Genomic DNA, 24351 nt, shown 5'->3' on the forward strand with positions numbered 1-24351 from the left:
CCGGCCCGCCATCAGGAGGTTGTCCGCGAGGCCTGTGCGGCCTCGGGCGCCGGGCCCGGGAGCGTGGCGGATCCGGCGGAGCCCGCCGTGTGGCGCTCCAGGAGCGGCCCCGTCATCAGCGTCGTGACCAGGGCCATCACCACCATGGCGGTGAACATCCGGGTGTCGATCACCCCGAGCCGGTGGCCCACGTTGAGGATGACCAGCTCGGTCAGGCCCCGGGCGTTGAGCAGGATGCCGAGCACCCGCGCCTCGCGCCGGCTCGAGCCGGTGGCCCGGGCGGCGGCGACCGCACCGACGAACTTGCCGGCGCAGGCCGCCACCAGCACCGCCGCCACGACGGCCAGGCCGCGCAGCCCGAGGCCGGTGAGGTCGACGGCGAGGCCGGTCACCGCGAAGAAGGCCGGCAGCAGCAGGAGACCCGCCCGCTCGATCTGCTCCGGGACGTCGGGCGCGATCGCCTCGATCCGGTCCCGGGGCACCGCCGCACCGAACATGAACGCCCCGAACACCGCGTCCAGGCCGATTTCGGCCGTGACCCAGGCGGTGACCAGGGTGCCGGTGACGAGCACCGCGTGGATCCACGGCCGGGGGAGGGGACGGCGCCGGCCGGGGGCGAGCAGCCGGGAGAGGAGCGGGCGGACGACGCCGACCAGCACCAGGACCACCACCGCCGTGTCGAGCGCCAGCCGTCCCAGCGACCAGAGGCCCTTGGCCTCCACCACCGCCACCACCACCGCCAGCGCGCACCAGGCGAGGAAGTCCTGGAAGGCCGCGCAGGCCAATGACAGGCTGCCGAGCGGGTCGTGCTGCATCCGTCGCTCGGCGATGATCCGGGCGAGGACGGGAAAGGCCGTGATGGACATCGCCGCGCCCAGGAACAGGGCCGGGCCGAGCCTCCCGTCGGTGCTCAACTGGGCCTTGTCGAACCAGGGGTAGAGCAGCACCGCGAGCCCCACGCCGAGCGCGAACGGCAGGGCCACCGAGCTGAGCGACACCGCTGTCACCCGGCGCCCGGCGCCGCGCAGGTGGCCGACGTCGAAGCGCAGGCCGACGGTGAACATGAAGAGCACCAGGCCCAGTTGGGACAGCACCCGCAGGTAGGACTGGACCTCCGCCGGGAACAGTGAGGCGTCCAGGTGCCCCGGCAGCAGCCCGAGCAGGCTGGGGCCGAGGGCCACCCCGCCGACGATCTCCCCCATGACGACGGGCTGGCGCACCCGGGCGGCGAGCCGGCCGCAGACGAACGCGCTGGCGAGGACGACGGCGAGGGCGAGGAGCACCCCGCTCGCCGTCGCCGAGTCGCCGGCGGCGATCGCTGCCCCGCCGCTCACCGCCCCGCCTCGGCGAGCAGATCGGCGCGCAGCCGGACGGGCGCGGTGCCGAAGGCGATCCGGCGCAGCACGGCCCCGTACAGCGGGGTCCTGGACACCAGCGCCGCGGCCCGGGGGCGCACCGTGGAGGAGATGCGCCCGGTGGAGAGCATCATGCGGCTCTGGACCTGCTGGATCCGGGTGATCCGTTCCACTTCGGGGCGGCGTTGCCGTTCGTACGGGGCGAGCCGGGCCGCGCCGGCGTCGCCGCCGCGGACGGCCTCGACCAGCACCGGGTGGGCCGCGACGGCGTCGCGGACGGCCAGGTTGATCCCCTGGGCGCCGATCGGGCTGTGGGTGTGGGCGGCATCGCCGATCAGGAGCAGGCCGTCGCGCACCCAGTGCTCGGCGCTGCCGGAGAAGACGTCCAGCAGGGAGACGTCGCCGAAGCCGGTGATCTCCTGGCGGATCAGGTCGGCGTACTCCGGTGCGGCGTCGACGAGTTGGTCGACGATGTGGCCGATGCCGCGGTCGGCCAGCTTGCGGAAGCCGCCGTGCGGGAGGGTCCAGCCGAGCTGGAGCGCCTCGGGCACCGAGCGGTAGCTGAGTACCGGATTGCCGCCGGCCCGGAAGACCCGGACGTCGCACGGGCGTCGGGTGTCCGTGCGCGGCGGTGCGCTCAGCCGGAACCACAGGACGTCCTGGCTGAACAGCTCCTGGCGCCGGTAGCCGATCCCGGCGAGCGAGCGGACCTTGGAGAAGCGGCCGTCCGCGGCGACGACGCAGCGGGCCCGCACCACCCGGTCGGGGGAGCCGCCCGCGCCGCCCGCGACCACACCGCGGACGAAGCCGCCCTCCTCGATCAGGGCGGTGGCCTTGGCGCCCGCGAACTGGCGGAATCCTTCGTGGCGTTCGCAGGCCGCGAGCAGTTCGGTCAGCAGGTGCCGCTGGGGCAGGCTCAGCAGGCAGTTGTACGGCCCGGGCAGGCGCCGGTAGTCGCCGTCGATGAGGACGCGTCCGTGCTCCTCGAGCAGGAAGCGGTCGTGCTCGACGGCGCCGTGCGCCCGGGCCGGGCCGAGCACGCCCAGCTCGTCCAGCAAGGCCTGGCCGCCGGGTTGGAGGATCTCGCCGCGGTAGGCCCGGTCCAGGGAGCGGCTGCGTTCCAGCACGGTGACGCGCAGGCCCGAGCGGACCAGCAGCAGGGCGAGGGTCAGCCCGGCCGGGCCGCCGCCGACCACGCAGATGTCGGTGTCGATGTCCATGCGGCCAGACGCTAGGGGGCGCCCTTCGACGCCGGTTCGCGTCGTCTTCCCGCCGCCGTGGGTGCGGCGCCGCCGCCGTCGTGCGTGCGGCTCTTCCCGCCGCGGCGGGAAGGCGGGGGCCGGAGGCGCGTGGACGGCGGCTCGAAGCCGCCGCGAACGCCTGCCAGGACGATCTGATCCGGCTCAAGTCCCCGCCCGCCCGAGCCCGCGGACGGGGCGCACGGACAGGAGGTCAGGGCATGACGCCGGACACGCACGGGGAGATCGACAGGGGGAGCAGTGGTGGGAGTTGACGACGGCCGCCGGCGCGTGGTGGTCACCGGGATCGGCGTGGTGGCACCGGGCGAGGTGGGCACCAAGGCGTTCTGGGAGCTGCTGACGGCCGGCCGGACCGCGACCCGGACGATCTCGACCTTCGACCCCTCGCCGTTCCGGTCCAGGGTCGCCGCCGAGTGCGACTTCGACCCGCAGGCCGCAGGGTTGACGCAGCGTCAGATCCGTCAATGGGACCGCACCGCGCAGTTCGCGGTGGTCGCCGCGCGCGAGGCGCTGGACGACTCGGGGGTGTCGGGCGTCAACGACCCGATCCGCACCGGGGTGATGGCCGGCACCGCCTGTGGGATGACGATCAGTCTGGACCGCGAGTTCGCCGTGGTGAGCGACGAGGGCCGCAAGCGGCTGGTCGACGACGCGCACGGCGTCCCGTACCTCTACGACTACTTCGTCCCGTCCTCGATGGCCACCGAACTGGCCTGGCTGGTCGAGGCGGAGGGTCCGGTGGGCGTGGTGTCGACCGGATGCACCTCGGGGATCGACGTGATCGCGCACGCCTGCGACCTGATCCGCGACGACGCGGCCGACGTGATGCTGGCCGGCGCCTCGGACGCGGCGATCTCCCCGATCACGGTGGCCTGCTTCGACGCGATCAAGGCGACCACCCCGCGCAACGACGAACCCGAGAGCGCCTCGCGCCCCTTCGACCTGACCCGCAACGGCTTCGCCCTCGGCGAGGGCGCGGCGATGTTCGTGCTGGAGGAGCGGGAGCACGCGATCCGGCGCGGCGCGCACATCTACGCCGAGGTCACCGGCTACGCCGGGCGCTGCAACTCCTACAGCATGACCGGGCTGCGGGTCGACGGGAACGAGATGGCCGAGGCTATCCGGGTCGCGCTCGACCGCAGCCGGATGAACCCCGAGGACGTCGGCTACGTCAACGCGCACGGCTCGGCGACCAAGCAGAACGACCGGCACGAGACCGCCGCGTTCAAGAAGAGCCTGGGCGACCACGCCTACCGGGTGCCGGTCAGCTCGATCAAGTCGATGATCGGACACTCGCTGGGCGCGGTCTGCGCCCTGGAGTTCGCCGCCAGCGCGCTGGCGATCGAGCACTCGGTGGTGCCGCCCACGGCCAACCTGCACGTGCCCGATCCCGAGTGCGACCTCGACTACGTGCCGCTGGTGGCGCGGGAACAGCGGGTGCGCACGGTGCTCAGCGTGGCGAGCGGCTTCGGCGGCTTCCAGAGCGCGATCGTGCTCGCCGAGCCGGAGTGGAGCCGGGGATGACCGACGTCGTGGTGACCGGGATCGGCGTGGTGGCACCGAACGGCTGGGGCGTTGCGGAGTACTGGGACGCCACACTGGCGGGCCGGTCCGGTCTCGGGCCGCTGACCCGCTTCGACTCCACCGGGTACCGGGCGCACGTGGCCGGCGAGGTGAACTTCACGCCGGAGGAACACCTGCCGGGCCGACTGCTGCCGCAGACCGACCACATGACGCGGCTGGCCCTGGTCGCGGCCGAGGAGGCGCTCGCCGACGCGGGGGCGGACCCGACGACGATGCCGGACTTCTCCGCCGGCGTCGTGACGGCCGCCTCGGCCGGCGGCTTCGAGTTCGGCCAGAAGGAACTCCAGGCGCTGTGGAGCAAGGGCCCGGCCTACGTCAGCGCCTACCAGTCCTTCGCGTGGTTCTACCCGGTCAACACCGGGCAGATCTCGATCCGGCACGGCATGCGCGGCCCCGGTTCGGCCCTGGTGGCCGAGCAGGCGGGCGGCCTGGACGCGCTGGCCAAGGCCCGCCGGCACGTGCGCGAGGGCACCGCGCTGATGCTGGCCGGCGCGGTGGACGGCTCGCTCTGCCCCTGGTCGTGGCTCTGCCTCAGCCGCAGCGGCACGGTCAGCCCCCGGCGGGACCCGCAGCGGGCCTTCCTGCCCTTCGACGCCGACGCCTCCGGCGGGGTGCCGGGCGAGGGCGGCGCACTGCTCGTGCTGGAGACCCCGGACGGCGCCGCCGAGCGCGGGCAGCACCGCCACTACGGGCGGATCGCCGGCTACGCGGCCACCTTCGACCCCCGACCCGGCTCCGGGCGCCCGCCCGGGCTGCGCCGGGCGATCGACACGGCGCTCGCCGACGCCGGGATCGGCCCCTCCGACGTCGACGTGGTCTTCGCCGACGCCAGCGGCGTGGCCGAGCAGGACCGCGCCGAGGCCGAGGTGCTGGGCGCGGTGTTCGGCCCGCGCGGGGTGCCGGTGACGGCGCCCAAGACGATGACCGGCCGGCTGCTGGCCGGTGGCGCCCCGCTGGACGTCGCGGCCGCGCTGCTCTCCCTGCGGGACGGGGTGATCCCGCCGTCCGTGCACATCGGCCGGCCGGCCCACCCGGACCTCGACCTGGTGCGGGACCGGCCGAGGCCGGCCCGGCTGGGCAGCGCGCTGGTCCTCGCCCGCGGCCACGGCGGCTTCAACAGCGCTCTCGTACTGACCAGTTGACCGGGCCGGCCGACCGCCCGCCTGACCTTCCGGATTCGACAGACCGACCCACCGATGTGAGGAACAGCCATGGCAGAGTTCACCCTTGACGACCTGATCGCCGCGCTGAAGGAGGCTGCCGGAGCCGACGAGGGCGTCGCCCACGACGACATCCTGGACGTCCCCTTCGCCGACCTCGGCTACGACTCGCTCGCCCTGTTCAACACCCTCAACACCATCGAGCGCGAGCGCGGCATCACCCTGCCCGACGAGACCGTGGTGGAGGCCACCACGCCGCGGATGCTCCTGGACGCGGTCAACCTCGGTCTCGCCACGGCCGGCTGAGCATGTGCGGAATCGTGGGGGTGGTCGACTACGACGCCCCGGCCGAACACCGCCGGGACCTGCTCCAGGCGATGACCGACACCATGGCCTGCCGGGGGCCGGACGCCGAGGGCCTCTGGTTCGGCCGCGCGGCCGGGCTCGGTCACCGGCGCCTGTCGGTGATCGACCCCGAGCACGGCCGGCAGCCGATGACCGCGGAACACGAGGGCCGCGGCGCGGCGATCACCTTCAGCGGCGAGATCTACAACTTCCGTGAGCTGCGCGCCGAACTCACCTCGCACGGCCACCGGTTCAGGACGTCCTGCGATACCGAGGTCGTCCTGCGCGGCTACCTCCAGTGGGGCGCCGCGCTGGTCGAGAGGCTCAACGGGATGTTCGCCTTCGCCGTCTGGGACGAGCACAGCGAGGAACTCCTGCTGGTCCGCGACCGGATGGGCGTCAAGCCGCTCTACTACTGGCCGACCGCCGCCGGCGTGCGCTTCGGCTCGGAGCCCAAGGCCGTCCTGGCGGACCGGACCCTGTCCCGCCGGGTCGGCCCGGACGGGCTGTGCGAGGTGCTGGACATGGTGAAGACGCCCGAGGCGGCCGTCTTCTCCGGGCTCGTCGAGGTCCGTCCGGGTCAGCTCGTCCGGGTGGGGCGCGGCGGGGTGCGCCGGCAGACGTACTGGCGGCTGGAGGCCCGCGAGCACACCGACGACCTGCCGACGACCATCGGCACCGTCCGTGACCTGCTCGCCGACACCGTCACCCGTCAGCTGGTCTCGGACGTCCCGCTGGGCACGCTGCTCTCCGGCGGCCTGGACTCGTCGGCCGTGACGGCGCTGGCCGCCCGCAGCGGGCCGGTGCGCTCCTTCTCGGTGGACTTCCGGGGCGCCGCCGACGCCTTCGCCTCCGACGCCGTCCGGCGGGAGGCGGACGCGCCGTACGTGCGCGAGCTGGCGGGGCACGTCGGAGCGGACCACCTGGAGGTGCTGCTGGACAGCCCCGGCCTGTCGGACCCGGCGGTGCGTTCCGCGGTGCTGCGCGCCACCGACCTGCCGCCCGCGTACTGGGGCGACATGTGGCCCTCGCTCTACCTGTTCTTCCGCGCGGTGCGGGAGAACGTCACGGTGGCGCTGTCCGGCGAGGCCGCGGACGAACTCTTCGGCGGCTACCGGTGGTTCCGCAACCCGTTGGCCTTGCGGGCGGCCACCTTCCCGTGGCTCACCCCGGGTTCGGCGCGCTACTTCGGCGGCAGCTCGCTGTTCCAGGCGGGTCTGCTGGACAAGCTCGACCTGGACGGCTACCGGGCGGCCCGGTACGCCGAGGCGCTCGCCGAAGTGCCGGTGCTGCCGGGTGAGTCGGCGCCCGAGAGGCGGATGCGCGAGATCGGTCACCTGAACCTGACCCGCTTCGTGCAGACCCTGCTCGACCGCAAGGACCGGATGAGCATGGCGGTCGGCCTCGAGGTGCGGGTGCCGTTCTGCGACCACCGGCTCGTGGAGTACGTCTTCAACGTGCCCTGGGAGATGAAGAGTTTCGACGGCCGGGAGAAGAGCCTGCTGCGGGCGGCGGTGGCCGACCTGCTGCCGCGCTCGGTGGTCGAGCGGGTGAAGACCCCGTACCCGGCGACCCAGGATCCGGGCTACGAGGGCGCCCTGCGGGCCGAACTGGCCGGGGTGCTCGCCGATCCGGACGCTCCGGTGCTGCCGCTGCTGGACCGCGAGCGGGCCCTGGCCGCGGCTGCCCGTCCGACCGGGGCGGTGAGCCGGCCCTACGACCGGGGCAGTCTGGAGCTGGTGCTGTGGCTCAACTCCTGGCTCGCCGAGTACGAGGTCACGCTGGACCTGTGACGTCGGCGGCGTCCGCGCCGCCGACCGCCGTCGGGGGCAGCCCCTCGGCCAGGACCGCCCGAAGGCCACGCAGCAGCCGCAGCGTGGCCTTCAGGTCGTCCGGATCCAGGCCGCCCGCGAGGTGCTCCATCCACAGGCGTTCGGCGGGTTCGATCCGGGCGAGGGCGTCGGTGCCCTTGGCGGTCAGCGAGACCAACGGGGCCCGCCGGTCGGCCGGGTTGGGGGAGGTGCTGACCAGGCCCTCCTCGACCAGCTTCACCACGGTCTGCTGGACGGCCTGGCGGCGCAGCCCGCGCTCGCGCGCCAGGTGGGCGGCGCTCTGCGGCCCCTCGGCCAGCAGCCCGAGGACCTGCCAGCGCGCGGAGGTGAGCCCGAAGCGGGCGGACAGCGCGTCGCCCGCGCGCAGCAGGGCTCCGTTGACGGCGAACAGTTCGGTGGTGATGTCACTCAAGGTCTCGGCCGCGGGGGAGAGATCGGTCATGGGGGCAGCCTAATCGCAGGCTCTCCACGGCCAGCCTAGCCTCGTCCGGGCCGGGATTTCGGCAAGAACTTGTCATTCCGCCACGGTAGCCACTACGCTCAGTTCGACAAGACCTTGTCGAATTCGGTGGGAGAAATGGGAATGGCGAACGCCACCTCGCAGACCGGCGAGGCCGTCGCGGACGAGGCCGGCGGCCCCGCCGGCTTCACTCACCGCCAGATCATCACCGCGCTGTCCGGGCTCCTGTTGGCCGTGCTGCTCGCCGCACTCGACCAGACGATCGTCTCCACCGCGCTGCGTACGATCGGCGACCAACTGCACGGCCAGACCGTCCAGGCCTGGGTGATCACCGGCTACCTGGTCAGCTCCACGATCGCGATGCCGTTCTACGGCAAGCTGTCCGACATCTACGGCCGCAAGCCGCTCTATCTGGCGGCGATCGCGGTCTTCATCGTCGGCTCGGCGGCCTGCGCGATGGCGAACTCGATGGAGACGCTGGCGATCGCCCGCGTCCTCCAGGGCTTCGGCGGCGCCGGGCTGATGTCGCTGCCGACGGCCGTCATCGCCGACCTCGCCCCGGTGCGCGAGCGCGGGCGCTACTTCTCGTACCTGATGATGGCCTGGGTGGCGGCCAGTGTGCTCGGCCCGCTCGTCGGGGGCCTGTTCGCGGGCGCCGGCGAGATCCTCGGGGTGACCGGCTGGCGCTGGGCCTTCCTGATCAACGTGCCGCTCGGTCTCGTGGCGCTGCTCAGCGTGCGCAAGGCGCTCAACCTGCCGCACCGCAGGGTGGACCACCCGATCGACTTCCGGGGGGCGCTCACCCTGGCGCTCTGCCTGGTGCCGCTGCTGATCGTGGCGGAGGAGGGCCTCGACTGGGGCTGGGGATCGGCGCGTTCGCTGACGCTGTTCGCCGTCTCGCTGATCGGCCTGGTGCTGTTCGTGCTCGCCGAGCGGGCCCGCGGGCTGGAGGCGATGGTCCCGCTGCGGCTGTTCCGGCGCGGTGGCATCACGATGGCCACGGCCGTCAACTTCACCATCGGCGTCGGCATCTTCGGTACGGTCTCCACCCTGCCGCTGTTCCTGCAGCTGGTGCAGGGGCGCAGTGCCACCGTCGCCGGACTGGTGATCATCCCGGTGATGACCGGGGCGATCGTCTCCCAGACGATCTGCGCCAAGATCATCAAGAAGTGGAACCGCTACAAGAAGCCCGCGATCGTGGGCCTCGGCTCGATGGCCGGAGCACTGCTGTCGCTCTCCGCCGCGGGCGCGGACACCCCGCTCGCGGTGATCGTGGTGATCGCGGCCTGGCTGGGCTTCGGCATCGGGCTCTCCCAGACCGTCATCACCCTGGCGATCCAGAGCTCGGCGCCCAAGTCCGAGCTGGGCGTGGCCAACGCCGCCTCCGGGCTGTTCCGCCAGCTCGGCGGCACGAGCGGCGCCGCCGTCTTCATGTCGGTGCTGTTCGGCGTCGCCGCCGGCAGGCTCGACGGGGCCGACCCGGACGAGGCCGTGCGCCGTGCGCTCTCCGACCCGGGCTCCACCGGCGGCCTGAGCGCCTCGGCGGTCGACGCCTTCACCTCGGGCTTCGACACGATGTTCCTGGTCGGCGGCCTGATCCTTGCGGTGGGCTTCCTGCTCACCTTCCCGCTGCGGGAACTGCGCGACGAGGAGTGAGCGCGCGCACGCGCACCCCCTGAACCCGCGTACCCCCGGTCACCCCCGTGCCGGGGGTACGCGCTTTTCCGCTCCGGCTCCGGCCGCGTCCGCGCGCCCTCGCGCGCGCCCGTTCGCGCGCCCGTTCGCGCGCGCGGAGGGCCCGACGACGGCCCGGCGCCGGCTCGAAGGCGCCCCGCGAGCATGGGGGCACCGACCCGCCGAGAGTGGAGGACCGATGCCCCCCGAACCCCTGTCCCTGCCGCTGGACCTGGCCCCCGGCCTGGTGGACGGCGACACCTTCCTGTCGATCATGGGCGCCCTGCCGACCGGGGTCACCGTGGTGACGACCCTGGGACCGGACGGGGAGCCGTACGGGTTGACCTGTTCGGCCGCCTGCAGCGTCTCCAAGGCCCCGCCCCTGCTGCTGGTCTGCATCAACCGCGACAGCCGGGTGCTGAAGGCCCTCCTGGAGCGCGGCGAGTTCGCCGTCAACGTGCTGCGCGGCGGAGGGGAGTCCACGTCCGCGCGCTTCGCCGCGCCCGTGGACGACCGCTTCCGGGACGTCCGGTGGGAGCCGGGCAGCGCCGGTGGCGTGCCGGTCATGTCGGCCGACGTCGTCGCGCACGCCGAGTGCCGGGTCGCCGCGGCCCTCGACGCGGGCGACCACACCATCGTGATCGGCGCGGTGGTGGCCGGCGGGCCCCGGCCCGAGGTGCCCAGCCCGCTGATGTACTGGCGCCGCTCCTACGCCCGCTGGCCGGTGGAGGAGGATCCGCGGACGGCCGCCCTGACCCTGGCGGCCGAGGGCTGAGCCCGCCCGCGTGCGGCGAACGGCGAGGGCCGCGTCCGGGAGCACCTCCCCGGACGCGGCCCTCGCCGTTGCCCCTCGTGTTACGGCTTGACCCGCATCGCCGCCCTGACCTCCTCGGCGCTGGCGGCCAGCAGCTCACGGATCTCCGGGCGGTGGTGACCGGTGGCCCACTCCGCGATCCGGATCATCTTGTCCGCCGTCGGGTTGATGTGGTGGGTGTCGGGGTCGTTGAAGCCCAGGGCCGGCAGCATCCAGTCCGACTCGCGGACCCGCTGCTCCAGCACCCGCGCGGCCTCCTCGGCCGTGGTGTGCCCGGCGTCCACGGCCTCGCACAGCTCGGTGAGCTCGTCGAAGGCCTCCTTGTAGAAGTCCAGCGGACACCACAGGCCCGGGTACGGGTTGTCGTCCAGCGCCTGGCAGTGGCTGTCGTCGCCGGTCTCCTTGGTCCTGGTCAGTGCGTTGAGGATGCGCTTGCCGCCGATCACGCTGGCCGAGGCCCAGATCCGGAAGACCGAGTTCCACAGCGGGTAGTGCGAGAAGGAGATGAAGGAGTTGTTGACCAGCTTGTCGTTCCAGTCCAGCAGGCCCTGCTCCAGTTCCTCCACGTAGGCGAAGCGCTCGACCGCGAAGTCGTCCTCGCGCAGCGCGGCCATCAGCCGCCAGGACAGCGCGTTGATGATCTCGCAGGTGTTGGACAGGCCGCGGGAGAAGAGCGGGTCGATGAAGCCGGCCGCGTGCGACATCAGGCACCAGCGCTCGCCGACCGTCCGGCTCGAGGAGTACTGCATGCGGTCCGTTCGCACCCACTCGCGCACGCTGCGGGCGCCCTTCAACTGCCGCTGCACCGCCGGGAAGCGGTCCACGTGGGACCAGAACTCCTCCTCGGGCGTCAGGTCCGGCCGGGCGGGGTAGCGGCGCTCGTCGAGCTGGATGCCGACGCTGCACAGCGGGTTGGTGGCCCCGGGGTGGTTGTTGAACGGGATGATCCACATCCAGCCGCGCTCGAAGATGTGGTGCATCGTCCCGTCGTTCCACGGCACCGGCGGGCGAAGCTCGGCCGGCGTGTCCACGTGGTCGTCGATCGCGTCCACTCCGACCATGTGGGTGAAGATCGAGCGGGCGTGGTGCTTGAGCCGGCTCGGCTCCTCCCGCAACCCCAACTGCCGTGCCAGCGGCGAGCGGAAGCCGCTGGCGTCGACCAGGTAGCGGGCCCGGACGGTGCTGCCGTCCGCGCCGGAGACGGTCACCCCGCCGTCGTCGAACTCGATGTTCTCCACCCGGTAGTACTGCCGGGCGTCGCAGCCGTAGCGCACCGCGGCGTGGAACATGTAGGAGTCGGTGTCCTGGCGGAAGAAGTGGGCCGCGTTGCCGACGATCGAGGGGATGCGGAACTGGCTGGTCTCGTTCGGGTCCGGCTCCTCGCCGTCCCGGTGGAACATGAAGCCGAAGTTGCTCTTCTGCCCGTGCGAACTGCTGACGTTGGCGAGGACGTCCTGGAAGCTCGCCAGGTTGGCGATCTCCGGCACCCCGTACCGGTCCGAGATCAGCCGCAGCACCACCAGCGTCTGCCCGATGGTGGACTCGCCGACGGCGAAGCGGGGGTGGTGGGCACCGTCCAGCAGCATGATCCGGAAGCCGTGCTTGGCGAGGATCGAGCCGAGCATGGTGCCCGACAGCCCGCTGCCGATGATGACGACGTCGTACGGCCGGTCGCCGTGCCGCGTCTGATCCGCGGTTGTGTCGGTCATGTCGAACTCCTTTTCCTTCAGACCGACTTGACGCCGATGGCGAAGTGGTCGCGGGTGATGGTGTCGGAGGCGGCGATCCGGTCGACGGTGAAGCCGGCCTCCTCCAGGTAGGCGCGGGCCTCCTGCAGCGAGTAGGCCCCGGCCTCGTCCCGGATCATGGTGTGGTTGATCCGCTGCAGCAGGACCTCCGGGTCGCGCTCCTCCGGGTCGATCATGGCGTCGTACAGCACCACCAGGCCGCCCGGGCGCACCGCCTTGTGGGCGCGGCGCAGCAGCTCCCTGCGGTCCCCGACCGGCCAGTCCGGCAGGACGTGACCGAAGATCACCACGTCCGCCTCCGGCAGGTCGGTGGCGAAGAAGTCACCGCCGTGGAAGTCCACCCGGTCGGCGGTTCCGGCCGAGGCCACCAGCTCCTCGAAGAGCGGGCGCAGCGCCGGCAGGTCGAAGACCCCGCCGCGCAGGTGCGGGTGGGCGGTGACGATCCGGGAGGCGACGTTGCCGCGCCCGCCGCCGACGTCCACGAAGGAGGTGTACCGGCTCCAGTCGATCGCGCGCGCCAACTCGTCGGCCGTGAAACCGTTGTGGGCGTCCATGTGCAGCATGATCTGCCGGGCGCGGTCCAGGTCCTCGTACTGCTTGGGGTAGGCCAGCTGGCCCTGCGCGGCCACGGCCGACTTGGCCTTGCCGTCGCGCAGCGCGTCGGTCAGCTGCGCCCAGGCGTGGTAGTGCAGCCGAGCGTGCTGGCGGGCGGTGCCGCCGAGGTACGTGGGGCCGGGGAGCAGGAACTCCCGGGCGAGCTCGGAGGCCCGGTAGCCGCCGTCCTGCTCGTCCAGCAGGCCGAGGCCGACCAGGGCGTTCAGGAAGTCCTTGAACAGCCGGTGCCGGACGCCCAGTTCGGCGCGGATCTGGTCGAGCCCGGCGGAGCGCTCGGCGAGCAGCTCGAAGAGGCCGAGCTCGACCGCGCTCTGCAGCGCCTTCGCCTGGAAGTAGGCGGTGTTGAGGGCGACGATCCGGCGCGCGCGGGCGGCGGCGCTGTCGGTGGACGAGGTCATCGTGCGTCCTTTCTCAGGGGGAGGGGGATCAGGCCGCCGCGCCGAACCAGGTGGTCGCGGCGTGGTGCAGTTCCTCGGTGCGGGCCGGTTCGCCGGCCCAGGCCACGTAGCCGTCCGGGCGGACGAGGTGGGCGGTGTCCGGGTCCGGGCCGCCCGACTTGACGGTCAGGGTGTCCACGCGGTCCGCCCAGGCGGCCAGCGGCGAGGCGGTCGGGCCCTGTTCGGGGAGCAGCAGCAGACCGCGGGCCCCGGCGAAGCAATCGCTGATCCTCCGCGGCCCGTCCGCGGTGATCAGCTCGGCGTCCGGCATCCGGCGGCCGACCAGAGGGTGGTCGCCGCCGCCGTAGGCGACGTCGAAGCCGGAGAGCATGCCGGCGATGTGGCGGTTGGTGTCGGGCAGCGCCATCAGGTCGCGGAAGGTCTGGCGCAGTGCCTCGTACCGCGGGTCCGGGTCGATCAGGACGGCCTGGGTGCGGGTGTTGCGCACCACGCCGTCGGCGATCGGGCGACGCTCGCGGCCGTAGCTGTCCAGCAGCTCCTCGGTGCCGTGGCCGCGGACCACGGCGGCCAGCTTCCAGCCGAGGTTGACGGCGTCCTGGAAGCCCAGGTTGAGCCCCTGGCCGCCGGCCGGCAGGTGGATGTGCGCGGCGTCGCCGGCCAGCAGCACCCGGCCCAGCCGGTAGGAGTCGGCCAGCCGGGAGACGTCGGTGAGGCGGGACAGCCAGGTGACGTCGTGCATCCCGTGGTCACTGCCGGTGTGCTCGACCAGTGCGGCGCGCATCTCCTCCTCGGTGACCGGGGCGCGGCGGTCGGCGAAGGGCCGGTCGAACCAGGCGACGGTGGCCCGGTAGACGCCCGGCTGGTGCTGGAAGGCGCCGAACCAGGACCGCTTGGCGGGGTTGACCAGGCCCACCGGCCGCATTGGGCCGAGGCCCTCGCCGCGCGGCAGGTCGCCGCTGAAGCGCATGTCGCCGATGAGGGCGTACATGTGCGGGTCCTGTCCGGTGAAGCCGATGCCGGCGGCCTTGCGGACGGTGCTGCCGCCGCCGTCGCAGCCGACCAGGTACCGTGCCCGAAGCAGGCCCGTGTCCGTCTCGACGGTGACCCCGTCGGCGTCCTGGGCGAAGCCGGTGACGCCCGAGCCGCGCACGATCCGCACGCCCAGTTCGCGGGCCCGTTCGGCGAGCAGCTCCTCGGTGCGCAGTTGGGGCACCAGCAGCACGTACGGGTGGCGGGTGTCGAACTCCTCGAAGCGCATCGGCACGCCCAGGCTGGCGAAGTTGCCACCCTGCAGCACGCCCGCGCCCTCCTTGAAGCGGTCGAGCAGCCCGCGCAGTTCGAGCAGTTCCACGGTGCGGCCCTGCATGCCCATGGCCTTGGAGTGCTTCTCCGGCTCGCGGCGCCGTTCCACCACCACCGCCCGGGCTCCGCCCAGGGCCAGTTCGCAGGCGAGCATCAGGCCGGTCGGCCCCGCTCCCGCCACCACCACATCGCAGTCCAACGCGACCTCCCGTCTCGGTCCGGTACGACGGCCTCACCGTGTCAGCCGGACTTCGAGCCGGAGTCCAGCGCGGGTACGCGAGCAGGCCGAACGGCACCAAGGCCGCTCGAAGCAGGCTGCCTAGCGTGGGCGCCGACCCTGACCCGCAGACACCGAGGACAGCCATGCCATTCACCGCGAAAGAGGCCGCCTACCTGGCCTCGCAGCCGCTCGCCCGCCTGGCCACCGTGGACGGCCGGGGACAGCCGCACGTCGTCCCGCTGGGCTTCCACTACAACGCCGAGCTCGGCACCGTCGACGTGACCGGGCGCGGCATGGCCCGCAGCCTCAAGTACCGCCACGTGCAGGGGCATCCGCGGGTGTCGCTGGTGGTGGACGACATCGTGGACGCGCAGCGCTGGGTCGTCCGCGGGATCGAGATCCGGGGCACCGCCGTCGCGCTGGCGACCGGCGGCAAGGAGATCCTGCCGCACGTCGACGACGAGCTGATCCGGATCACGCCGGAGCGGATCGTCTCCTGGGGCATCGACTCCGACTGCCAGGCTCCGCCGCTGGCCCGCAACGTCGGGGCGGGGGCGCAGGCATGATCGAGCGGCTGCCGAAGTTCCCCTGGGACGTTCTGTTCCCGTACCGCAGGCGCGCGGCCGCCCACCTCGACGGGTTGGTCAACCTGGCGCTCGGTGACCCGGTCGACCCGACCCCGGAGGCCGTGCGCGCGGCCCTGGCCGCCGCGGCCGACGCCCCGGGCTACCCGTCCACCGAGGGCACGCCCGCGCTGCGGGCCGCCGCCGCGGCCTGGCTGCTGCGCCGCGAGGGCGTGAGCGTCGAGCCGGAGGCCGTGATCCCGGCGGTCGGCACCAAGGAGCTGATCGCCTGGCTGCCCACCATGCTGGGCCTGGGCCCGGGGGACGTCGTCCTTGCCCCCCAACTGTCCTTCCCCACCTACGAGGTGAGCGCTCGACTGGCCGGTGCCACCTTCGTCCGGACGGACGACCCGCTGAGCTACGACGGCCCCGCGCCGCGCCTGCTGTGGCTGAACTCCCCGTCCAACCCGGAGGGCCGGGTGCTCGACGCCGCCGAACTGCGCGCGGTCGTCGAGTGGGCGCGCGAGCGCGGCACCCTGGTGGTCAACGACGAGTGCTACCTGGACCACGTGTGGGAGCGCTCGACCCGCTCGGTGCTCCACGCCGAGGTCACCGGCGGCGACCACCACGGCGTACTGGCGGTGCACTCGCTGTCCAAGCGCTTCAACCTGGCCGGCTACCGGGCGGGCTTCGCCGCCGGCGACCCGGCCGTCATCGCGACGCTGCTGGAGGTGCGCAAGCACGCCGGCCACATGGTCCCCGCCCCGGTGCAGGCCGCCATGGTCGCCGCGCTCGGTGACGACGCGCACCTGGCGGCCCAGCGCCAGCGCTACGCCCGGCGGCGCGAGCTGCTGCGCGGGGCGCTGGTGGACGCCGGCTTCCGGATCGAGCACTCGGCCGGTGCGCTGTTCCTCTGGGCGACCAGGGACGAGCCGTGCTGGACGACCGTCGGTGCGCTGGCCGACCGCGGCATCCTGGTGGCGCCCGGTGAGTTCTACGGCGCTGCGGCCGCCCGGCACGTGCGGGTGGCCGTCACCGAGACCGACGAGCGGGTCGAGCAGGCGGTGAAGCGGCTCGCCGAGGGCATCTGACCCCGCTCCCCTTCCCGTTCCGCCCCCGAGCCCCGTCGGCCGTGCCGACGGGGCTCACCGCCGCCCCGGACAGTGCGAGGGCCGCCGCCCCGGACAGCACGGCCGCCGCCCCCGGACGGGTCCGGGGGCGGCGGCCGTGGGCGGGCGGGTCAGCCCCGTTCGGGCACCACGCTCTCCACCAGGTGCAGGTAGGAGTTGACCGGACGGACCTCGGCCCGGGTCAGGCCCGCCTCCTCGATCAGCGAGACCAGGCCGGCCCTGGTGTGCTTGCGGCCGCCGACGTTGAGCAGCAGCAGGAGGTCCATCGCCGTGGTGAACCGCAGCTCGGGGCTGCCGTCCACCAGGTTCTCGACCACGATCACCCGGCTGCCCGGAGCAGCCGCCCGGACGACGTTGCGCAGCGTCAGGACGGTGCTCTCGTCGTCCCACTCCAGGATGTTCTTCAGCAGGTAGACGTCGGCCTGCACCGGGATCTCCCGCCGGCAGTCGCCGCCGAGCAGCGTGGCGCGCCCGGCCAGCGCACCGCCCGGCCGCAGCCGGGCGTCGGCCCCGGAGACGACCTCGGGCAGGTCCAGCAGGGTGCCGCGCAGACCGGGGTTGCGCTCCAGCAGGGTGGCCAGCACGTGCCCCTGGCCACCGGCGATGTCCACCACCGTGCCGACCCCGCCGAGGTCCAGCCGGTCGGCCAACGCGAGCGCGGAGAGCCGGCTGGACTGGGTCATCGCCCGGTCGAACACGGCCGCCGACTCGGGGGAGTGGGCGTGCAGGTGGTCGAAGAAGTCCATGCCGTGCAGCTCGGGGAAGACGGCCTTGCCGGTGCGCACCGCCTCGTCGAGGTGGCCCCACAGCTCCCAGGTCCACGGCTCGGTGCCCCAGAGCACCATGTCCTTCAGGCTGCGCGGGGTGTCCTCGCGCAGCAGCCGGGAGGCGCCGGTGTGCACGTACCGACCGTCCGGCTGCTCGGCGAACACGCCGTAGCAGGCCAGGGCGCGCAGCAGCCGCTGCAGGGTGTCCGGGTCCGCGTTCACGGCCCGGGCCAGCTCGGCCGCGCCGGCGGGCTCGTCGCCCAGGGCGTCAGCCAGGCCCAGCCGGGCCGCGGCCCGCACGGCGGCGGCGCCGGCCGCCGCCAGCCCCAGCTCGCGCAGCTGGATCACCGGCTGCGCAATGATCTCGCCGTTGTCCGTCATGGTGCTCCCCCTCTCAGGCGCCGTGCTGCGCGAGCAGGTCGAACGGGGCCGGCTCGGCCTTGGCCAGGCTCATCACCTTGCCGACCCGGGCGCGGAACTCCGGCGAGCCGGTCGCCGCCCGGTGCGAGGCCGCGTCGTCCCACTCGGCGGTCTCCACGTACACCGAGGCGTCCGTGGCGCAGCGGTACAGCCGGTGCGAGCGGAAGCCGGGCCGGCCGCTCATGAACTCGCTGATCTCGCCGACGAGCGTCTCGAACTCGGCGACGTCCCCGGTGACGGTGAAACGGTTGATGAAGGTGTACACGGTGTTCCTCCTGTGGTGGGTCGGACGGGTGGGGTGGTGCGGGTCAGAGGGAGCCGAACAGCCGGTCACGGAGCTCGCGCCGCTGGACCTTGCCCGTGGCGGAGCGCGGGATGCCCTCCACCAGGCGCAGCTGCTTCAGGTGCTCGTAGTAGGGGAGCCGGGCGTTCGCGAACGCGGCCAGGGCGGCCGGGTCGACGCCCTCGCCGCGCGGCACGACGAGGCCGACGGCGACGGCGCCGCTCAGCTCGTCGGGCTGGTCGAAGACCACGCAGTCGGCGACGGCCGGGTGCCGCATCAGCACCCGCTCGATCTCGGTCGGCGACACCAGCCAGTTGTCGCACTTGAAGACGTCCTTGATCCGGTCGACGACGAACAGGCGGCCGGCCTCGTCGATCCGGCCGACGTCACCGGTGCGGAACCAGCCGTCCGCGTCGACGGCGTCGGTGGGCCCGTCGCCCAGGTAGCCCAGCATCAACTGCGGGCCCCGGACCTGGATCTCACCGCGCTCGCCCACCGGCAGCACCGCGCCGGTGCGCACGTCCACGATCCGGCAGGCCGTCCCGGCGACCGGGGGCCCACTGGAGCCGAGGGTGGGCCCCTCGGGCAGGTCGAAGTGCGTCGACGGGGACGTCTCGGCGAGGCCGTAGCCCTGGACGACCGGCACCCCGAAGTGCTCCTGCAGGGCGGTCGTCGTCCGGGGCGGCAGCGCCGATCCACCGGACAGCACCGCCCGTAGCGAGGGGACGCGGAAGTCGGGCAGCCGCTCGTCCCCGGCGAGCCGGGACAACCGCACCGGCAGGCTGTACAGGTGCGAGGCCCGCCAGGTACGGGCCAGTCCCACCAGCGCCGCGCGGTCCTCCTCCGGGCAGAGCACGTGCGTCGCGCCGACCGCGAGCGCGGTGTTCAGGTGCATCAGGTGGAAGGAGGGCAGGTTGTTGAGCGAGACGGCGTCGGCCGTCAGCCGGTGGGCGTGCGCCGACTGCGCCGCGTTCACCAGCAGGTTGCGGTGGCTGAGCCGGACGGTCTTCGGCGCGCCGGTGGTGCCGCTGGTGAACTGCAGGCAGGCGGTCTCCACCACCTCGCCGGCCGGGACGGCGGTGCGCTCCAGGGCGTCCAGGACGGGCGTGCCGTCGAGCGCGTCGGCGGTCACCACCAGTTGCCGCAGCAGCGGCAGCCGGTCCCGCAGGGCCAGGACACGGCGGTGCATCCGGGGCGACAGCACGGCCGCCCGGGCGCCGCAGGAGTTCAGGACGTGCACCAGGGTGTCGTCCGGGACGAGCGGGTTGAACATGGCGCTGGTGTTCCCGGAGCGGGAGATGCCCAGGAAGGTGACGGCGAAGTCGACGGTCAGTTCGGCGGCGATCGCGATGACCGTGCCGGGACCGCCGAACGCGGCGCGCAGCGCCTCGGCGCAGTCGCTCACCCGGGCCTCCAGCGCGGCGTGGTCGAGCACCAGGTCACCGTGCACCAGAGCGACATGACGGGGCGTCAGCTCAGCCGCGCGACGGACGAGGTCGTCGATCCGGGGCCCGCCGATCAGCTCCGCCACCACGTCCAGCGGCGGACCGAAGGTCGTACTGTCCCGTGGGAGGTCCACGGTGGCCTCCTCTCAGGCGGGCAGGTCGTCCCGGTGCACCCGGCGGTGCCGGACCTTCAACTCGCCGTCGACGCGCACCAGCTGGTCCTCACAGCTGCAGCTCAGGTGCACGGCGGCCGGCCCGCCCTTGGGCGTCGCGACGATCAGCGCGTAGGTCTTGGCGAGCACCAGGCCGTCCGGCTGCGCGGCGACCTCCAGCATCCCCAGCCAGTGCCGGTGCCGGATTCCGGCATCGGCCAGGCGCTGCGCGGCTTCCCGGGCGCCCTGCTCGATCGCCGCGCGACCCTCCTGCGGGTGCGGGCGGGCGTTGGCGGCGAACACGCCGTCCTCGGTGAAGGTCGCGGCCCACTCGGTGACCTCACCCTCGTCCAGGTGGCGCATCTGCCGCCCGTAGAAGTGCTGGACCTCCTCGTAGAGCGAACCGGTCATGCTCCGGGCCTCCTCGTTGCGTCGGTGGTTGGGCAGCGCCGACGCTCCCACCCGCGCTTCGAATCCCGTTGGAGCGGTCGGCGTGTGCGGCGCGCTCGAACCGCAGTCGAAGCCGTCCGGGCAGGGTCGGCCCGGGGCCTGTTCCCCCGGGTTCCCGACGGGGCGCGGGGGCGGGCCCCGACCGGCGGGCCCGCCCGGGCCCGCGATCCGTGAGCGAGACAGGAGATCGATGCGATGAGCACCGTGACGACCGGCGACGTCGCCCTGGTGACCGGGGCGACCAGCGGCATCGGACTGGCCAGCGCCGAGCGGCTGGCCCGGCGCGGGCTGAGCGTCTTCATCTGCGCCCGCACCGCGCAGGGCGTCGCCGAGACGGTCGCCCGCCTGCGCGGCGAGGGCCTGGAGGTGGACGGCCTCGCGGCCGACGTCCGCTCCGCGCAGGACGTGAGCAGGGTCGTCCGGGCGGCGGTGGACCGCTTCGGCGCGATCGGCGTGCTGGTCAACAACGCCGGACGCAACGGCGGTGGCGTCACCTCCACCCTCACCGACGAGCTGTGGCAGGACGTGATCGACACCAACCTCACCAGCGTCTTCCGCGTCACCCGCGAGGTCCTCACCACCGGCGGCATGGAGGCGGCCGGGCACGGGCGGATCATCAGCGTCGCCTCCACCGGCGGCAAGCAGGGTGTCCCGCTGGGCGCCCCCTACTCGGCCTCCAAGGCCGGCGTCATCGGTTTCACCAAGGCGCTGGCCAAGGAGCTCGCCCACACCGGCACCACGGTCAACGCCGTCTGCCCCGGCTACGTCGAGACGCCGATGGCCGTGCGGGTCCGCCAGGCGTACGCCGCGACCTGGGCGACCACCGAGGAGGACGTGCTCTCGCGCTTCGAGCAGAAGATCCCGCTCGGCCGCTACTCCACCGCGGAGGAGGTCGCCGGCATGGTCGACTACCTGACCACCCCCGACGCCGCGTCGGTCACCGCGCAGGCGATCAACGTCTGCGGTGGCCTCGGCATCTACTGAGCCGCACCCCACGCACCCCGCCGAACTTCACCCCGCCGACGGAAAGGGCCGGTCCCACCCATGAGCACCATCCAGCACACCACCCACTCGATCGACGTCGACGCCCCCGCCGAGGTCGTCTACACCGTCATCGCCGACGCCCTGGCCTGGCCGCGGCGCTTCGCCCCCACCCTCCACGTCGAGCGCGAGGAGCTGGGGCCCGGCGCCGAGCGCCTGCGGATCTGGGCCCGGGCCAACGGCGAGGTCAAGCACTGGACGTCCCGCCGAGACCTGGACGCCGACCTGCGCCGGATCCGCTTCCGCCAGGAGGCCTCCTCGGCCCCGGTCGCCTCGATGGCGGGGGAGTGGCAGGTCGCCGAGCGCCCCGGCGGCACCACCCTCACCCTCACCCACGAGTTCAGCGCGCTCGACGACGACCCGCAGGGCCTGCGCTGGATCAGCGAGGCGACGGACCGCAACAGCCGCAGCGAGCTCGCCGGCATCAAGGACCTCGCCGAACGCTGGAACCGGCTCGCCGAGTTCGAGTTCGAGTTCGAGGACTCGGTGCTGGTCGACGCCGCCCCGGAGGCCGTCTACGACTTCCTGCGGGACGCCGCCGCCTGGCCCGCCCGGCTGCCCCACGTCGCCCGCCTCGACCTGCGCGAGGAGGCCGGCGGCATCCAGCACATGTCCATGGACACCCGCACCGCCGACGGCTCCGAACACACCACCGAGTCCATCCGGATCTGCTTCCCGGAGTCCGGCATCGCCTACAAGCAGCTGCGCACCCCCTCCATGATGGCCGCCCACACCGGCCGCTGGACCGTCGAGTCGACCGACCGCGGAGTGCGGGTCACCTCCTGGCACGCCGTCGTCCTCAACCCCGAGGCGGTCCCCACCGTCCTCGGCCCGGACGCCACCGCCGCCACCGCCCGCCGCTTCATCCGCGAGGCCGCCGGCGGCAACAGCCGCGCCACGCTCGGCCTGGCCAAGCGGTTCGCCGAGGAACGCCGTGGCTGACCCCGCTCCGGCCGTCCTGATCGCGGGGGCCGGCCCGGTCGGCCTCACCGCGGCCCACGAACTCGCCAGGCGCGGCGTTCCCGTCCGGCTGGTCGACGCCGCGCCCGGCCCGGCCACCAGCAGCCGGGCCCTGGCGGTGCACGCCCGGACCATGGAGGTGCTCGAGCAGATGGGCGCCCTCGACCGGCTGCTGCCGCTCGGCCGGCGGGTCACCCACTTCACCATGCACCGCCGGGGCCGCACCCTCATCCGCTTCGACACCAACTACCGCTCACTGCCGACCCGTTACCCGTTCAGCCTGATGGTCGACCAGGTGGTCACCGAGCAGGTGCTGCGCGAGCGCACCGCCGAACTCGGCGTCCCCGTGGAATGGGGCGTCGAACTCACCGCGCTGCAGCCCGGGCCCGACTCCGTGCTCGTCACCCTCCGCCACGCCGACGGGCGCACCGAGGAGACCCGGGTGCCCTGGCTGGTCGGCGCCGACGGCGGCCGCAGCACCGTGCGCAAGCAGCTCGGGATGCGCCTGATCGGCGACTCCACCGAGGTCTGGCTCAACGCCGACGTCACCCTCGACGCCGACCTCCCGCCGGACAGCAACCACCTGCTGCACACCGAGCCCGGCACCCTGCTGCTCGTCCCGTTCCCCGAGCCCGGCAAGTGGCGCGTGGTGGACACGGTGGACACCGACGGCGCCGAGGACCGCGAGCTGGTCCGCCGCCGCCTGGCCGACAAGATCGGCCGGGCGCTCGGGCGCCCCGTCCAGGTCGGCACCCCGACCTGGCTCTCCGTCTTCACCGTCCAGCAACGCCAGATCACCCGGATGCGCGAGGGCCGCTGCTTCCTCGCCGGGGATGCCGCCCACGTCCACAGCCCGGCCTCCGGGCAGGGCATGAACAGCGGTATCCAGGACGCCTACAACCTCGCCTGGAAGCTCGCCGACGTGATCCGCGGCCACGCCGGGCCCGCCCTGCTGGACAGCTACGACGCCGAGCGCGTCCCGACCGGGGCCGTGCTGCTGCGCTCCACCCGCACGGCCACCGCCCTGGTGTCGCTGCGCACCGCGCTGGCCCCGGCCCTGCTGACCGTGGGCACCGCGGCGCTGCGCCGGATCACGCCGCTGCGGCGCAAGGTCGAGGGCCGGATGATCCGGGGCTTCTGCGGACTGGCCCTCGCCTACCCGGACAGCCCGCTCACCCGCCCGGCCGGCTCGCGCGCCGGGCAGCCCTCCCCCGGGGACCGGGTGGGCTGCGACGCCCGGACGGCCGCCGGGCACCCCGGCTGGTCCGCGCTCTGCGCCGAACTCGCCGACCCCCGCTGGACCCTGCTCGCCACCCCGGCCGAGGGCGGGAGCACCGGGCACCGGGAGGCGCTCGCCCGGGTGGAGCGGCTGTTCGGCTCCGCCGTCTCCGTCCGTACCGTCGCCGACCCCGGAGCCCCGGGCGAGCTGCCCGACCCCGGGGGTATTCTGCGCCGCGAACTCGGCCTGGCACCAGGGGAGTTCCTGCTGATCCGGCCGGACGGCCACCTCGCCGCGCGGGACCGGGGGCCGGAGCGCTGCCTCGACGTCCTGCGGGACTGCGCCCTGCTGCCGGAAGGAGCCGCGCATGCGCCTCATTGACCTCTCCTCGACGATCGACGCCAACGCCTGGGAGGTGGACGGCATCCGCCACGAGGTGCTGACGCCGGCCGACGGCGCGCGCCACATGGCCGAGGGCATGCTCCGTGACCACGGCCTCGAGTTCGACGTCGCGGACCTGCCGGACGGGGAACTGCTCTCGCTGGACACCCTGACCCTGACCACCCACACCGGCACGCACGTCGACGCACCCTCCCACTACGGCAGCAGGGCCGCCTACGGAGTGCCGCGCCACATCGACGAGTTGCCGCTGGAATGGTTCATCGGGCCGGGCGTCCGGCTGGACCTCACCGACTGCGGGGTCGGGACGGTCGGCGTGGACCGGCTGCGGCGCGCCTTCGACGAGATCGACCACCGGCCGAGTGCCGGGGAGATCGTGCTGCTGCACACCGGTGCCGAACGACTCGCCGGGACTCCCGAGTACTTCACCCGGTTCGCGGGCCTGGACGGGGCGGCGACGAACCTTCTGCTCGACCTCGGCGTGCGGCTCATCGGGACGGACGCCTTCGGGCTGGACGCTCCGTTCACGCACATGCTCGCCGAGTTCCAGCGCACCCGCGACCGTTCCGTGCTGTGGCCCGCGCATTTCGCGGGCCGGCAGCGGGAGTACTGCCAGATCGAGCGGCTGAGCAATCTGGGCGCACTGCCCGCGCCGACCGGGTTCACCGTGCAGGCGTTCCCGGTCAAGATCGCCGGGGCGGGGGCGGGTTGGACGCGAGCGGTGGCGCTGCTCGACTGAGGACGGAGTGCGCCACG

General features: G+C 73.5%; 22 protein-coding genes. 12 read left to right on the top strand and 10 right to left on the bottom strand.

Features of this window, described 5'->3' with window-relative positions:
* Positions 1-11: 11 nt before the first annotated feature.
* Positions 12-1334, bottom strand: coding sequence for a cation:proton antiporter (locus tag HS99_RS34365; RefSeq protein WP_030549935.1), 1323 nt, complete (start codon positions 1332-1334; stop codon positions 12-14).
* Positions 1331-2575, bottom strand: a complete 1245-nt coding sequence (locus HS99_RS34370; protein WP_030549937.1) for an FAD-dependent monooxygenase — start codon at positions 2573-2575, stop codon at positions 1331-1333. The genes HS99_RS34365 and HS99_RS34370 overlap by 4 nt, the downstream gene beginning before the upstream one ends.
* A gap of 282 nt (positions 2576-2857) precedes the next feature.
* Here HS99_RS34370 and HS99_RS34375 point away from each other — a divergent pair, with 282 nt between their 5' ends.
* The 4 genes from HS99_RS34375 to asnB all read left to right on the top strand — a co-directional run bounded on the left by HS99_RS34375 (position 2858) and on the right by asnB (position 7496).
* Positions 2858-4138: a beta-ketoacyl-[acyl-carrier-protein] synthase family protein gene (locus HS99_RS34375; RefSeq protein WP_078867236.1), complete on the top strand. Its 1281-nt coding sequence runs from the start codon at positions 2858-2860 to the stop codon at positions 4136-4138.
* Positions 4135-5340 (top strand): ketosynthase chain-length factor, encoded by a 1206-nt coding sequence (locus HS99_RS34380; protein ID WP_030282574.1) that lies wholly within the window; start codon positions 4135-4137, stop codon positions 5338-5340. The genes HS99_RS34375 and HS99_RS34380 overlap by 4 nt, the downstream gene beginning before the upstream one ends.
* 69 nt (positions 5341-5409) lie before the next feature.
* Positions 5410-5664, top strand: coding sequence for an acyl carrier protein (locus HS99_RS34385; protein ID WP_030549940.1), 255 nt, complete (start codon positions 5410-5412; stop codon positions 5662-5664).
* A gap of 2 nt (positions 5665-5666) precedes the next feature.
* Positions 5667-7496: an asparagine synthase (glutamine-hydrolyzing) gene (gene asnB / locus HS99_RS34390; RefSeq protein WP_030549942.1), complete on the top strand. Its 1830-nt coding sequence runs from the start codon at positions 5667-5669 to the stop codon at positions 7494-7496.
* On the opposite strand, the gene HS99_RS34395 is transcribed toward asnB, so the two are convergent.
* Entirely contained in the window at positions 7480-7977 is a 498-nt protein-coding gene (locus HS99_RS34395; RefSeq protein ID WP_046385709.1) for a MarR family winged helix-turn-helix transcriptional regulator, read from the bottom strand. The genes asnB and HS99_RS34395 overlap by 17 nt on opposite strands.
* Before the next feature lie 141 nt (positions 7978-8118).
* Here HS99_RS34395 and tcr3 point away from each other — a divergent pair, with 141 nt between their 5' ends.
* Complete coding sequence (gene tcr3, locus HS99_RS34400) at positions 8119-9651, top strand: tetracycline efflux MFS transporter Tcr3 (protein WP_030549944.1); 1533 nt, start codon at positions 8119-8121, stop codon at positions 9649-9651.
* 217 nt (positions 9652-9868) lie between these two features.
* Positions 9869-10444 (top strand): flavin reductase CtcQ, encoded by a 576-nt coding sequence (ctcQ, locus tag HS99_RS34405; protein ID WP_030282588.1) that lies wholly within the window; start codon positions 9869-9871, stop codon positions 10442-10444.
* 80 nt (positions 10445-10524) lie between these two features.
* On the opposite strand, the gene HS99_RS34410 is transcribed toward ctcQ, so the two are convergent.
* From HS99_RS34410 to HS99_RS34420, 3 genes are read right to left on the bottom strand one after another with little or no spacing between them, the layout of a single operon-like run.
* Positions 10525-12192 carry an NAD(P)/FAD-dependent oxidoreductase gene (locus HS99_RS34410; RefSeq protein WP_030282590.1) on the bottom strand — a complete coding sequence of 556 codons (1668 nt, stop codon included), beginning with the start codon at positions 12190-12192 and terminating at the stop codon, positions 10525-10527.
* A gap of 17 nt (positions 12193-12209) precedes the next feature.
* Entirely contained in the window at positions 12210-13244 is a 1035-nt protein-coding gene (locus tag HS99_RS34415; RefSeq protein WP_046385710.1) for a methyltransferase, read from the bottom strand.
* A gap of 28 nt (positions 13245-13272) precedes the next feature.
* Positions 13273-14745: an FAD-dependent monooxygenase gene (locus tag HS99_RS34420; RefSeq protein ID WP_043387727.1), complete on the bottom strand. Its 1473-nt coding sequence runs from the start codon at positions 14743-14745 to the stop codon at positions 13273-13275.
* 164 nt (positions 14746-14909) lie between these two features.
* On the opposite strand from HS99_RS34420, the gene HS99_RS34425 reads away from it, so the two are divergent.
* Together HS99_RS34425 and dapC are read left to right on the top strand one after the other, a co-directional pair.
* Complete coding sequence (locus tag HS99_RS34425; protein WP_030597156.1) at positions 14910-15332, top strand: PPOX class F420-dependent oxidoreductase; 423 nt, start codon at positions 14910-14912, stop codon at positions 15330-15332.
* Positions 15329-16420, top strand: coding sequence for a succinyldiaminopimelate transaminase (gene dapC, locus HS99_RS34430; protein ID WP_030549948.1), 1092 nt, complete (start codon positions 15329-15331; stop codon positions 16418-16420). Before HS99_RS34425 ends, dapC begins: the two co-directional genes overlap by 4 nt.
* Positions 16421-16569: 149 nt before the next feature.
* On the opposite strand, the gene HS99_RS34435 is transcribed toward dapC, so the two are convergent.
* From HS99_RS34435 to HS99_RS34450, 4 genes are read right to left on the bottom strand one after another with little or no spacing between them, the layout of a single operon-like run.
* A complete protein-coding gene (locus tag HS99_RS34435; RefSeq protein WP_030549950.1) occupies positions 16570-17607 on the bottom strand; it encodes a methyltransferase in 1038 nt (345 codons plus the stop codon).
* Positions 17608-17620: 13 nt separating this feature from the next.
* Positions 17621-17911, bottom strand: coding sequence for an antibiotic biosynthesis monooxygenase family protein (locus tag HS99_RS34440; RefSeq protein ID WP_030282603.1), 291 nt, complete (start codon positions 17909-17911; stop codon positions 17621-17623).
* Positions 17912-17954: 43 nt separating this feature from the next.
* Positions 17955-19508 carry a class I adenylate-forming enzyme family protein gene (locus HS99_RS34445; protein WP_030282605.1) on the bottom strand — a complete coding sequence of 518 codons (1554 nt, stop codon included), beginning with the start codon at positions 19506-19508 and terminating at the stop codon, positions 17955-17957.
* 12 nt (positions 19509-19520) lie between these two features.
* Positions 19521-19937, bottom strand: coding sequence for a nuclear transport factor 2 family protein (locus HS99_RS34450; protein WP_030282608.1), 417 nt, complete (start codon positions 19935-19937; stop codon positions 19521-19523).
* 234 nt (positions 19938-20171) lie between these two features.
* On the opposite strand from HS99_RS34450, the gene HS99_RS34455 reads away from it, so the two are divergent.
* The 4 genes from HS99_RS34455 to HS99_RS34470 are packed head-to-tail and all read left to right on the top strand — an operon-like array spanning position 20172 to position 24334.
* Complete coding sequence (locus tag HS99_RS34455) at positions 20172-20960, top strand: SDR family NAD(P)-dependent oxidoreductase (protein WP_030282610.1); 789 nt, start codon at positions 20172-20174, stop codon at positions 20958-20960.
* Between the two features lie 60 nt (positions 20961-21020).
* Positions 21021-21959: an aromatase/cyclase gene (locus HS99_RS34460; RefSeq protein WP_030282611.1), complete on the top strand. Its 939-nt coding sequence runs from the start codon at positions 21021-21023 to the stop codon at positions 21957-21959.
* Positions 21952-23577 carry an FAD-dependent oxidoreductase gene (locus HS99_RS48005; RefSeq protein WP_030597153.1) on the top strand — a complete coding sequence of 542 codons (1626 nt, stop codon included), beginning with the start codon at positions 21952-21954 and terminating at the stop codon, positions 23575-23577. The genes HS99_RS34460 and HS99_RS48005 overlap by 8 nt, the downstream gene beginning before the upstream one ends.
* Positions 23564-24334: a cyclase family protein gene (locus tag HS99_RS34470; protein WP_030282616.1), complete on the top strand. Its 771-nt coding sequence runs from the start codon at positions 23564-23566 to the stop codon at positions 24332-24334. Before HS99_RS48005 ends, HS99_RS34470 begins: the two co-directional genes overlap by 14 nt.
* Positions 24335-24351: the final 17 nt, after the last annotated feature.

Source organism: Kitasatospora aureofaciens (assembly GCF_001188955.3).
Lineage (GTDB): Bacteria > Actinomycetota > Actinomycetes > Streptomycetales > Streptomycetaceae > Kitasatospora > Kitasatospora aureofaciens.

Bases quoted from the DNA above. Each gene is read 5' to 3' on its own strand.
- ctcQ (WP_030282588.1), top strand. From the start codon at position 9,869: ATGCCCCCCGAACCCCTGTCCCTGCCGCTGGACCTGGCCCCCGGCCTG.
- HS99_RS34435 (WP_030549950.1), bottom strand. From the start codon at position 17,607: ATGACGGACAACGGCGAGATCATTGCGCAGCCGGTGATCCAGCTGCGC.
- HS99_RS34425 (WP_030597156.1), top strand. From the start codon at position 14,910: ATGCCATTCACCGCGAAAGAGGCCGCCTACCTGGCCTCGCAGCCGCTC.
- HS99_RS34410 (WP_030282590.1), bottom strand. From the start codon at position 12,192: ATGACCGACACAACCGCGGATCAGACGCGGCACGGCGACCGGCCGTAC.
- dapC (WP_030549948.1), top strand. From the start codon at position 15,329: ATGATCGAGCGGCTGCCGAAGTTCCCCTGGGACGTTCTGTTCCCGTAC.
- HS99_RS34415 (WP_046385710.1), bottom strand. From the start codon at position 13,244: ATGACCTCGTCCACCGACAGCGCCGCCGCCCGCGCGCGCCGGATCGTC.
- HS99_RS34385 (WP_030549940.1), top strand. From the start codon at position 5,410: ATGGCAGAGTTCACCCTTGACGACCTGATCGCCGCGCTGAAGGAGGCT.
- HS99_RS34380 (WP_030282574.1), top strand. From the start codon at position 4,135: ATGACCGACGTCGTGGTGACCGGGATCGGCGTGGTGGCACCGAACGGC.
- asnB (WP_030549942.1), top strand. From the start codon at position 5,667: ATGTGCGGAATCGTGGGGGTGGTCGACTACGACGCCCCGGCCGAACAC.
- HS99_RS34470 (WP_030282616.1), top strand. From the start codon at position 23,564: ATGCGCCTCATTGACCTCTCCTCGACGATCGACGCCAACGCCTGGGAG.
- HS99_RS34460 (WP_030282611.1), top strand. From the start codon at position 21,021: ATGAGCACCATCCAGCACACCACCCACTCGATCGACGTCGACGCCCCC.
- HS99_RS34450 (WP_030282608.1), bottom strand. From the start codon at position 19,937: ATGACCGGTTCGCTCTACGAGGAGGTCCAGCACTTCTACGGGCGGCAG.
- HS99_RS34395 (WP_046385709.1), bottom strand. From the start codon at position 7,977: ATGACCGATCTCTCCCCCGCGGCCGAGACCTTGAGTGACATCACCACC.
- tcr3 (WP_030549944.1), top strand. From the start codon at position 8,119: ATGGCGAACGCCACCTCGCAGACCGGCGAGGCCGTCGCGGACGAGGCC.
- HS99_RS34455 (WP_030282610.1), top strand. From the start codon at position 20,172: ATGAGCACCGTGACGACCGGCGACGTCGCCCTGGTGACCGGGGCGACC.
- HS99_RS34370 (WP_030549937.1), bottom strand. From the start codon at position 2,575: ATGGACATCGACACCGACATCTGCGTGGTCGGCGGCGGCCCGGCCGGG.